The organism is Pseudomonas sp. Z5-35 (genome assembly GCF_051131945.1).
Classification (GTDB): Bacteria; Pseudomonadota; Gammaproteobacteria; order Pseudomonadales; family Pseudomonadaceae; genus Aquipseudomonas; species Aquipseudomonas marvdashtae.
The window spans coordinates 697073-707388 of record NZ_CP071640.1; the positions used below are offsets into that span (position 1 = coordinate 697073).

Annotated in this window: 9 protein-coding genes; 4 read left to right on the forward strand and 5 right to left on the reverse strand. The window is 61.9% G+C overall.

Annotation, left to right across the window (positions count from 1 at the left end):
- Positions 1–27: 27 nt before the first annotated feature.
- Positions 28–585 carry a cysteine hydrolase family protein gene (locus J3P95_RS03350; protein WP_434560652.1) on the reverse strand — a complete coding sequence of 186 codons (558 nt, stop codon included), beginning with the start codon at positions 583–585 and terminating at the stop codon, positions 28–30.
- A gap of 97 nt (positions 586–682) precedes the next feature.
- On the opposite strand from J3P95_RS03350, the gene J3P95_RS03355 reads away from it, so the two are divergent.
- The 3 genes from J3P95_RS03355 (at position 683) to J3P95_RS03365 (ending at position 3723) form a co-directional block, all read left to right on the forward strand.
- Positions 683–1666, forward strand: a complete 984-nt coding sequence (locus tag J3P95_RS03355) for a GlxA family transcriptional regulator (protein ID WP_434578727.1) — start codon at positions 683–685, stop codon at positions 1664–1666.
- A gap of 199 nt (positions 1667–1865) precedes the next feature.
- Complete coding sequence (locus J3P95_RS03360) at positions 1866–2975, forward strand: DUF3182 family protein (protein ID WP_434560656.1); 1110 nt, start codon at positions 1866–1868, stop codon at positions 2973–2975.
- Positions 2965–3723 (forward strand): alpha/beta hydrolase family protein, encoded by a 759-nt coding sequence (locus J3P95_RS03365; protein WP_186614527.1) that lies wholly within the window; start codon positions 2965–2967, stop codon positions 3721–3723. The genes J3P95_RS03360 and J3P95_RS03365 overlap by 11 nt, the downstream gene beginning before the upstream one ends.
- 60 nt (positions 3724–3783) lie before the next feature.
- Here the strand turns inward: J3P95_RS03365 and J3P95_RS03370 are convergent, their stop codons facing one another.
- From J3P95_RS03370 to J3P95_RS03385, 4 genes are read right to left on the reverse strand one after another with little or no spacing between them, the layout of a single operon-like run.
- The gene (locus tag J3P95_RS03370) at positions 3784–4788 is read right to left on the reverse strand and encodes a lysylphosphatidylglycerol synthase domain-containing protein (RefSeq protein WP_434578724.1); all 1005 of its coding nucleotides are present in this window, start codon (positions 4786–4788) and stop codon (positions 3784–3786) included.
- Positions 4775–6073, reverse strand: a complete 1299-nt coding sequence (clsB, locus tag J3P95_RS03375) for a cardiolipin synthase ClsB (protein WP_434560660.1) — start codon at positions 6071–6073, stop codon at positions 4775–4777. The genes J3P95_RS03370 and clsB overlap by 14 nt, the downstream gene beginning before the upstream one ends.
- Complete coding sequence (locus tag J3P95_RS03380) at positions 6070–6882, reverse strand: endonuclease/exonuclease/phosphatase family protein (protein WP_434560662.1); 813 nt, start codon at positions 6880–6882, stop codon at positions 6070–6072. Before J3P95_RS03380 ends, clsB begins: the two co-directional genes overlap by 4 nt.
- Positions 6879–7805: a DUF72 domain-containing protein gene (locus J3P95_RS03385; RefSeq protein ID WP_434578722.1), complete on the reverse strand. Its 927-nt coding sequence runs from the start codon at positions 7803–7805 to the stop codon at positions 6879–6881. Before J3P95_RS03385 ends, J3P95_RS03380 begins: the two co-directional genes overlap by 4 nt.
- A 276-nt stretch (positions 7806–8081) precedes the next feature.
- Between J3P95_RS03385 and J3P95_RS03390 the strand changes: the two genes are divergently transcribed.
- Entirely contained in the window at positions 8082–10193 is a 2112-nt protein-coding gene (locus tag J3P95_RS03390) for a mechanosensitive ion channel family protein (RefSeq protein ID WP_434578720.1), read from the forward strand.
- Positions 10194–10316: the final 123 nt, after the last annotated feature.

Consider the following 10316-nt stretch of genomic DNA (forward strand, 5'->3'; position numbering starts at 1 on the left):
ATTTTCGCTGGCTGTTTATGCCTGCGCCTACGCCTGGCTGTCGCTCAGAAATTGCTCGGTACTCACCACATTTGCATAAGCAAACCCCAGCGCCGACATGAAGGCCGCATGTGCTTGGGCGGCAGGGACGATCACGCCATTGAATTCAAGATCGCGAGTCGCGCAAGCGTCGTGAATCACCGTGACGCCGTAGCCCAGGTCCGCCGCTGCACGAGCGACGCCATCGATGCACATATGGCTCATGCTGCCGACAACCACCAACTGCTCGATGCCGTGCTGGTCGAGGATGGCCTGCAGTTCGGTTTCGCGAAACGAATTGACGAAGTGCTTGAGGACCACCGGTTCGTCCGGGCGGTTGAGCACCTTGGGGTGCAACTGCGCGCCTTCGGAGCCGGGCGTGAAAAATGGCGCTTCGTCGGAAGTGAATTCGTGGCGAATGTGCACCACTTGCTTTGCGGCCTGACGAAACGCTTCGATCAACCGTGCAGCGTTATCGGCGGCGGCTTCGGCGCCGACCAATGGCCATTTCCCTTGGGGGAAGTAGTCGTTCTGGATATCGACTACGATGAGCGCTTGCTTGGACATGGGGCTTCCTTGATCAGGTTGGGTAGGGCGCCAGTATTGGCGTTTACCGCCGGGTCGAGGATTGGCCGCAACGACAATAAGCGAGGGAAAACTGACAATGGCGCAGCAAACGGCAATCGCCGAGCTTGGGGTATTGATCTATCCCGGCGCGCAAATGGCCGCGGTGCATGGCTTGACCGACCTGTTTGCCGTAGCACAGCGGATCGCGGCTGAGCACGCCAGCGCGCAGTTACCTCGGTTACGAGTGAGTCATTGGCAGACCGACAACAATGAGGCGCCACGGCGGATATTCGACAGCGAGACCGGCCCGGCGGGCCCGTTGGTGGCACTGCTCATCCCGCCATCCATCGCCGGCTTCAACGAAGACTTGGTCTCGCCGACACTAATGGATTGGCTGCGCACGCTCCATGCCGGCGGCACGGTGCTGGGCGGGGTGTGCGTCGGGTCTATCCTGCTGGCCGAAAGCGGCTTGCTGGATGGGCGCAGCGCCACGACCCACTGGACCTCGGCGAAGACGTTTGCGGCGCGTTATCCGAAGATCAAGCTCGACGCCGATAAACCCATTGTCGACGACGGCGACCTGATCACCACGGCCGGGCTGATGGCTTGGTCAGAGCTTGGACTGCGCCTGGTCGATCGTCTGCTCGGGCCCAGTATCGCCACGCGCACGGCGCAGTTCCTGGTGATTGAGCACAGCGACAGCGCGAGCCAGTGCGGCAGCAATTTCGCGCCGATCCTCGGGCACGGTGACGGGGCGATCCTCAAGGTCCAGCATTGGCTGCAACGCAGCGGCGCGGTGGACGTTTCCCTTGGCGCGATGGCTGAGCAGGCCGGGCTGGAAGAGCGAACTTTCCTGCGCAGGTTCCGCGCGGCCACCGGGCTCAAGCCCACCGAATACTGCCAGCACCTGCGGGTGGGCAAGGCCCGGGAAATGCTTGAGTTTACCAACGGCACCATCGATCACATTGCCTGGACCGTCGGTTATCAGGATCCCGGCGCCTTTCGATCGACCTTCAAGAAAATCACCGGGCTGGCGCCGAGTGATTACCGTACGAGATTTGGCGTAAGCCCAAAGGGCTGAGCTCCTCCTGATGTGGTGCCCCGCGTCGTGCAATTTGCCGGATGGCCGCCGCCGGTCGTGCAGAATGAAACAGGCCCTGTGCCACAGGGTCGAACGTTTGTGCCCGTTTCCTTGACCGTTCGTCCCCCAACACGCCGTTGGCCTGATCTCTGCAATCCTTATAGCTACAGCTATTGAGCGCAGTTAAGAAGGACAACGCATGACGTCCATCCATCGCACCAAATTGGTAGTGGCCCATTCGGTCAATCCCCACGCACCGCAGCATGAAGTCGAGACCAATCAGGCACTGGCCCGCTGGCTGGCGAACATCCTGGGCTTGGAGTACGGCGGCAGTCATGACAGCCGCGAGCATGCAGGACGGGACCTGTATCTGTTGCCCACGCAAACCCTGATCGGTGCCGAGGCGGCATTGCGCCTTGGCATCAAGGGGCCAGAGGACTTGTGGGGCGGCTACGTCGACCATGATTTTATCTGCACCAAGGCGATCGCCCATGGTCTCTTGAATAAGGATGCGGTCGCGCCGAAGGGGTGGTCGCCGCTGTTCGCCAATCTGACCCGTGGCGTGGTGCTCGACGGTATCAGCGTGTTCTCGCTCAAGGATGCGCGCCCAGCCGCTGAACATTTGCTTTACGCAGGGCCGATTCGCTTCAAGCCGATTCATGCCAGCGCGGGACGTGGTCAACGGGTGATCAACAGCCTCGCCGAGTTTGATGAAATTGTCGCCGCGCCTGACGCCCAGTCAGTGTTTCGCGACGGTGTGGTGCTTGAGCAGAACCTCAGCGGCGTCAGGACCCAGAGCGTCGGCCAGAGCTTCATCAATGGCCAGGTCATGAGTTATTGCGGCGTGCAACACCTCACCCACGACAATGAAGGACTGGAGGTCTACGGCGGCTCGGACCTGTTGGTGGTGCAGGGTGGCTACATCGAGTTGCTCGGCCTGGAGCTGCCGGACGATGTGCGTGAAGCGGTGCGGCTGGCGCAAGTATTTGACGACGCGGCCAACCAGGCATTTCCGTCCTTCTTTGCCTCGCGGCGCAATTACGACATTGCCCAGGGCATCGACACCGGCGGACAGCCACGCGGCGGTGTGCTGGAACAATCCTGGCGCATGGGCGGCGCCAGCAGCGCGGAGCTGGCGGCACTTCAAGTGTTTGTCGAACACCCTTCGGCCCGCGCGGTTCGCGTCTCTTCGGTGGAAACCTACACCGACCAGCCGCTGCCTGCCGGTGCCACGGAGATCTATCGCGGCGCGGCGGAAAATAGTGATTTCCTACTCAAATACGTAACGGTTCAACCCTATGACGGCTAGAAGCGAAACGATTCAGATTGCAATAGATGACGAACACATGAACGGGACCTTCCTGAGCCCAAAATCGAAGGTTCCCGGTGTCTTGTTCGTACACGGATGGGGCGGCAGCCAGGAGCGTGACCTGGAACGGGCCAAAGGCATTGCCGGCCTGGGCTGCGTGTGCCTGACCTTCGATTTGCGCGGGCACACGGGCGGGGCGGGAATCCCGCTGTCGCGGGTCACGCGCGAGGACAATCTGCGAGACCTGTTGGCAGCCTACGACCGGCTGCTCGCCCACCCCGCGTTGGACACCTCGGCGATTGCCGTGGTCGGCACCAGCTACGGCGGCTACCTGGCCTCGATCCTGACCGCATTGCGACCGGTGCGCTGGTTGGCCTTGCGGGTGCCGGCGCTGTACCGCGACGAGCAATGGCACACGCCCAAGCGCGACCTGGACAAGGCCGACCTGCTCGATTACCGCAGTACGCTGGTACACGCCGACACCAACCGCGCTTTGCAGGCCTGCTCGCAGTTCACCGGCGATGTGTTGCTGGTGGAATCCGAGACCGACGACCATGTGCCCCACGCGACCATCATGAGTTACCGAGCCGCCTGCCAGCAGACTCATTCACTGACTCACAGGATTATCGACGGCGCCGACCATTCCCTGAGTGACCCCATATCACAGCAGGCTTACACCTCGATCCTGGTGGGCTGGATCACGGAAATGGTGGTAGGCGAGCGCTTGAGCATCATTCAGGAGCGGTGATTTGCAGTATCAATAAGGCCCCGCACGCCTGCTCGTGCAGGGCCCAACCCAGCCAACCTCTCACTTGGTCCCAGGCTTGACCCGCAGCGCCTTGGCCTTCGCCTCGATCACCAGGTACATCACCACGGTCACCAGCAGCGGCAGGATGAAGTAGATCGCCCGGTAGGCAATCAGTCCCGCTAACAGGCTGCCCCGCGATACCTCGTGTTGCAGCAGCGCAATGAACACCGCCTCCAACACCCCGAGCCCCGCCGGAATGTGTGTAATCACCCCGGCAATGCTGCTGATCAGCAACACCCCGAGCACTACCGGATAATCCAGTTTGCTGGGCAGCAGTGTGAAGATCACCGCGGCCATCAACGACCAGTTCAGCGCGCCAAGCGCCAATTGCAGCACGGCCATGCGCAGGGACGGCAAGTTGATTTCCATGCCGCGCACGGTCCAGGCCCTGCGCTTGGAAAAGCGGCACGCCACCAAGTACCCGGCGCTGATCAGCAACAGCAGCACGCCGACGCCTTGCAACGCGTTGCTGCTCAGCTTCCAACCCGGCGGCATCGTCACCAGGCCGCTGCTGAACACCACGCCGGCCAAGGTCATGTAGCCGAACCAGTTGGTGGCCAGGCTCAGGCCGAGGATCTTGGCGATGTTGCCGTTACTGACCCCGAGCCGCGAATACAGCCGATAGCGCATGGCGATGCCACCGACCCAGGCGCTGAGATTGAGGTTGAAGGCATAGCTGATCACCCCCACCGGCAAGATCTGCCGCCAACCCAGTTTTTGCCGGATGTAGGTGCGGCCGATCAAATCGAAACAGGCGTACGTGATGAAACTGGTCACCGTCAGCGCGGCGGCTATCAGCAAAGTACGCAGCTTAAAATCGGCCAGGGTGGTGAACACCTCGGACCAATCGATGCGCCGGGCCAACGCGGTAAACAGCACGATCAGCAGCAGGAAAAAAACCAGCGTCAGTGGCCGTTTCCAACGGCTCCAGCGGGATTTCGGCTTGGCCTGTTCCGCTGCATGGGCGTCATCTCTCGGCGCGGTGTGCGCGTCAGAGTGGTTCATGGGGTTCGCTCCGGACCGCCGTCGGCGGTGAAAAAGGTTTCAGACGGGGTTTATGAGCCGGCAGCCATCCGGCCCAGGCCGGGAAGTGACGCAAGAAGTGGAACACCATGAAACCGATAGTCATGCGCCACAGCAGGCCGCGTGGGGCATGGTTCTCAGGCATGATCGTGCAATGGTTGCGGCTCAAGTGATCGAGGCGCTCGAACAGCTCGCGGTTGAACGCCCGGTCGCGGATCAGCACGTTGGCTTCCAGGTTCAACGAGAGGCTCAACGGGTCGAGATTGCTCGAGCCCACCGTGCTCCAGTCCTCATCCACCAGGGCGACCTTGCCGTGCAGTGGTCGCTCGCAATATTCATAAATCGTCACACCGGCCTTGAGCAGATAGTCATAGAGCATCCGCGCGGCGAGCTTGGCGATCATCATGTCCGGTTGCCCTTGCAGGATCAGCCGCACTTCGACGCCACGCCGGGCGGCGTTGCGGATCTCCCGCAGCAAGCGATAACCGGGAAAGAAGTAGGCGTTGGCGATCACCACCCGGCGCTGGGCGCTGCGCAGCACCTGCAGATAGACCTCCTCGATGTCGGTCTGGTGCTCATGGTTGTCGCGATAGACCAGGCGCACCTGGCCGTCATGGTCATTGAAGGCCAGCTCGGAGCGACGGTTGCGGCGACGTTGCCACCAATACTTGGCCCGAGCCGGGCGGCCGCTTTGCAGCAGCGCGAAGTGATGGATATCCACCACCGCCGGGCCTTTGATCTCCACCGAGTAGTCCTGCTTGGCCTCGGGACCGAAGTCGCCGAGGTGATCGGCGGAAAAGTTGATCCCGCCAATAAACGCGATGACGCCATCCACCACCACGATCTTGCGGTGCAGGCGGCGGAACCAGTTAGTGCGGATCCCGAGGTGTCGGGGCGCCGGGTCGAACATCTGCAAGCGCACCCCGGCATCGCTCAACGATGCGAGAAACTCGGTGGTCAGCTCGCCGCAGCCGAAACCGTCCAGGTTGACCGTGATGCGCACGCCGCGCCGGGCGGCATCGACCAGCAGGTCGCGTAATTCAACGCCGACCTTGTCCTCGAACAGAATGAAGGTCTCCAGGAGGATTTCCTCTTGGGCGCGGCGAATGGCCTCGAAAACCCTTGGGAAATATTCCTCCCCATTTTCCAGCAGCGTGACGCGGTTGTTGCCGTGCCAGCCGTATTCGATATCGGCCAGCGCCGGGTTGCGTTCGGTCGGCGGGACTTCAATCTTTTCCACCGTCGCCTTGTTCATCGTCGCGCTCATAATTCGATCTCCACCGACAGCGGTGCGTGGTCGGAAAGGTGCGACCAGGGACGTACATTCAATACCTGGGCATGATGGGCCTTGAGGTTGCGCACATAGATACGGTCCAGGCGCAGGATCGGCAGGCGCGCAGGGAAACTGCGCGCCGGTTTGCCCCATTGTTCGGCGAACACTTCCCGCAGGCCGCAAGGTTCGAGCAGATCATTGGCCTTGCCGCGCCAGTCGTTGAAGTCGCCCGCGACAATCACCGGGGCGCCGGCGGGCAATTCGCTCAGGCGCTGGCAAAGCAGTTTCAGCTGTTCAATGCGATGGCCTTCGCGCAGCCCCAAATGCACGCAAATCGCGTGGACTTCTTGCCCTTCGCCGCCGGGCAGGCGCAGCACGCTGTGGAGCATGCCGCGGCTTTCATGGCCGCTGATGGAGACGTCTAGATTGTCATGGCGGATGATCTGGAATTTCGACAGCAACGCGTTGCCATGGTCGCCCGCCGGGTACACCGCGTTGCGCCCGTAGGCGAACTGCGGCCAGAGGGTGTCGGCGAGGAATTCGTATTGCGGCATGCTCGGCCAGTTGCTGTAGCGCTGGGGATGGTGCTCGTGGGTCCCATGCACTTCCTGCAGGAACACCACGTCGGCGGACACGCTGCGTACCGCTTCGCGCAGTTCCGGCAAAATGAAACGCCTATTCAACGCCGTGAACCCCTTATGTGTGTTCACCGTGAGCACCGTGAAGCGGTTTACCCGATCAAGGTCTTGCGCCACGTCTGGGATCGGCTCGCGGGTGGCCTCGCTGGATTCTGGCGTGGTCATGGCAAGACCCCTTCGGCCGGGCGCACGCCGGGAGCGGTGGCGAGATGCTTGTCCAGGTCAAAACGCTCCAGCAGATGGCGCGCGTCATACGGCGCGCGAACTTTGATGTCGTTGTCGAAATAGCAGAACACCTCCCGGCTCTTGCGCGCCCGGGGTTTCTTTTTCGGGTCGATCAGGTGCGCGTCATCCGGTTGGCTGCCTTGGCTCCAGGCCTCGATCCGATCGCCCCAGCGTTTCAGCGCCTGGTCGGTATAGCCGCTGGCGTACAACTCTTCGGCGCCGTGCAGGCGCAGATAGACAAAATCGCTGGTGACGTCTTCGCGATAGGGCCACTTGCCGGCGGTGTCAGCGACCACCAGGGCGACGTCGTAGCGCTTGAGCAGGGCAACGAAGCGCGGGTCGATAAAGCTTTCATGACGGATCTCGACCGCATGGCGCAGCTGACGCTTTTTGTCCGCCTCGGTGCTGGCGTGGCCATCCAGGCGCGGCTCGTGCTCGCGGGCCAGCGCAGCGGCGGCTTCGGTGTCGTGGGGTAATTGCTTGAGAAAATCCTCAAACAGTTCGGGGTCGAATTTGAAGCTGGGCGGAAACTGCCAGAGGATGGGGCCGAGTTTTTCCTTGAGCTCCAGCACCCCGGAAGCGAAGAAATTCGCCAACGGCTTATGGATATCTCGCAGGCGCTTGATGTGGGTGATGAAGCGCGGCGCCTTGACGCTGAACACGAAGTCGGACGGGGTCTCGGCGTACCACTGGGCATACCGTTCGGGACGTTGCAGGGCGTAGAACGATCCATTGATTTCGATGCTGTTGACCGCTCGCGAGGCGAATTGCAATTCCCGTTTCTGAACCAGCCCCTTGGGGTAGAAATCTCCCCGCCAAGGCGTGTAGCGCCAACCGGAAATGCCAATGTGGATCGCCGTCATGTATCCCTCCCGTGCCAATGACCTCGTACCGCCTGTGTCTTTTGATGACTGCCGCGCGGGCTGGAAAGTTTCGCTGGAGTGCCCGGCGGCAGTGAACCCGTGGCGAGGGAGCTTGCTCCCGCTGGGCTGCGCAGCAGCCCCAAAAAACAGGGCCGCTGCGCGCCCCAGCGGGAGCAAGCTCCCTCGCCACAAGGTTTTGTATTGGCCTTCCGAGCGAACTTGCCGGCCCATTATCGATCAGTTCCTTACCGACCCTGCCCGAAGGAGCCTCGCGTTTTGTCTCGATTGAGTACTGCATTGCTGCTGGCCTTGTTGACGTTGACCGGTACCAGCGCCTACGGGACCGCCGCTGTCCCTGGCACCTCCGCGCCCAGCGAGGCCCCCGCCGAACCCGAGCCGCTGGTACAGGGCGGTCTGCTCGGGGCGATCAGTTCGAGCATCGACGATGTCCAGGACAAACTCGACCTCAACCAGAGCCTGGTCGATGCCTGGCGCCTGCGTGCGGACCGGGCGGCGGACGAAGTGGATCGCTTGGTGGACCAGACCTCTCGTTCCACCTGGCGCGTGGCGGGGGATTTCCTCCTGCTTTCAGGCGTCTGGCTAGGGGCGTTTGCGCTGATCTGGGCCAGCGCGCGATTGCTGGTGCGGCGCCTGGGTCGTCGCCGCTGGTTGCGCACCCGCCAGCGTGTGCGAGACCTGCTCGGTTACCTGCTGCCCTATACTTTGCCGGCCGTGGCTTGCCTGCCGTTGACCCTTTATGTCAGCCATTTCCTGCAGGTTTCGGTCGGCCGGGCATTGGCGCTGTGCTTTGCCTACGCCACCAGTAGCGGCATCGTCTCGACCTCGGTGTTGCTCTGCGTGATCGTCATGTTCAACGCCGGCCACAAACGGCGGGCGGTAGCGATGATTCGGCGTTTCAGTCCGCGGCCGCTGTTCATGATCGGTTTTCTGGCTGCCCTCAGCGATGCCTTGACCAGCCCGCAGATCGCTCGGCAACTGGGTGGCAACATCACCAGCAGCGTCGCGGTATTTACCGGGCTGTCGGCCTCGATGATTTTCGGCTGGCTAGTGATTCACATGCGCCGACCGGTGGCCCATCTAATCCGCAACCGCCCGCTGGCCCAACGCCTGAAACAGCCGGCGTTGCAGGAATCGCTGCGGATTTTTTCCGGGCTCTGGTACTGGCCGATCCTGCTGATGGTGCTGGTCTCGGCGGTGAGCCTGATCGGCGTCGGCGAAGACAATCAGAAAGCCCTGCGTTGCGCCTTGTTCACCACCCTCCTGCTGATCGCGACGGTGTTCCTCAGCACCGTGTTCCAGCACATTTTCAAATCCCCCAAGGCCGAGGTCATCCAGCGCAACAGCGCTTACAAGGGGCGACTGTTGAGCTTGCTGCACGCGTTGTTGCGCATCGTCATGGCGGTGGCGTTCATAGAGATCCTAGGACGGATCTGGGGCATTTCCCTGTTCGAGTTCGCCTCGCGCAATGCCCTTGGCCGGGCAATCAGCGATTCCTTGAGCCGTATCGGCCTGATCTTCCTGGTGACGTGGCTGATGTGGGTGGTACTTGATACGGCGATCCAGGAAGCCTTGAAGCCGCCGCTCAACAAGCGCGGCGCCCGCCAACCCAGCACTCGGGTCAAGACCATCCTGCCGTTGTTGCGCAACGCCGCGAAAATCATCTTGGTGGTGATCTGCGCAATCACCACCATGGCCAACCTTGGCATCAACGTCGCGCCGTTGCTGGCCGGTGCCGGCGTGGTGGGGCTGGCGATCGGCTTTGGTTCGCAGCAACTGGTGCAGGACGTCATCACCGGGCTGTTCATCATCATTGAAGACACACTGTCCATCGGCGACTGGGTCGTGCTGAGCTCCGGCCATGCCGGCACCGTGGAGGGCCTGACCATCCGCACCCTGCGCCTGCGCGACGGCAAGGGCTTCGTGCATTCGGTGCCGTTCGGCCAGATCAAGGCCGTAACCAATCAGTCCCGGCAATTTGCCTTTGCGTTTTTCTCGGTGCAGTTCACCTATGACACCGACGTGGACCGCGCCATTGAATTGATCCGCGAAGCCGGGGATTCGATCTCCGAAGACCCGTTTCTCAAGTTCAATTTGCAAGGGCCACTGGATGTTTTCGGGGTGGACAGGATGGACCTCAACGGCGTGGTACTGACGGCCCAGTTCCGCACCGTGTCGGGCGGACAATACGCGGTCAGCCGGGCGTTCAACCAACGACTGAAAAAGCTTGTGGATAACGACCCTGCGGTGCATTTCGCGCAGACTTATCCACAGCAGGTGATGTTGCCCAAGCGGTGGGATACGCAAGCTGAACACTCACCGCCTTCGCCGGAGGAGTCATCGAAGCCGTCCGACCAGCCTGCCCGATAACTGTGGCGAGGGAGCTTGCTCCCGCTCGGCTGCGCAGCAGTCGTCGCTTTTGAGCAGACTTGGATAGTGTGCCGAGAGCGTTGGGGCTGCTACGCAGCCCAGCGGGAGCAAGCTCCCTCGCCA

Coding starts and splice junctions, on each gene's coding strand:
- J3P95_RS03350 (WP_434560652.1), bottom strand. CDS start 585: ATGTCCAAGCAAGCGCTCATCGTAGTCGATATCCAGAACGACTACTTC.
- J3P95_RS03355 (WP_434578727.1), top strand. CDS start 683: ATGGCGCAGCAAACGGCAATCGCCGAGCTTGGGGTATTGATCTATCCC.
- J3P95_RS03360 (WP_434560656.1), top strand. CDS start 1,866: ATGACGTCCATCCATCGCACCAAATTGGTAGTGGCCCATTCGGTCAAT.
- J3P95_RS03365 (WP_186614527.1), top strand. CDS start 2,965: ATGACGGCTAGAAGCGAAACGATTCAGATTGCAATAGATGACGAACAC.
- J3P95_RS03370 (WP_434578724.1), bottom strand. CDS start 4,788: ATGAACCACTCTGACGCGCACACCGCGCCGAGAGATGACGCCCATGCA.
- clsB (WP_434560660.1), bottom strand. CDS start 6,073: ATGAGCGCGACGATGAACAAGGCGACGGTGGAAAAGATTGAAGTCCCG.
- J3P95_RS03380 (WP_434560662.1), bottom strand. CDS start 6,882: ATGACCACGCCAGAATCCAGCGAGGCCACCCGCGAGCCGATCCCAGAC.
- J3P95_RS03385 (WP_434578722.1), bottom strand. CDS start 7,805: ATGACGGCGATCCACATTGGCATTTCCGGTTGGCGCTACACGCCTTGG.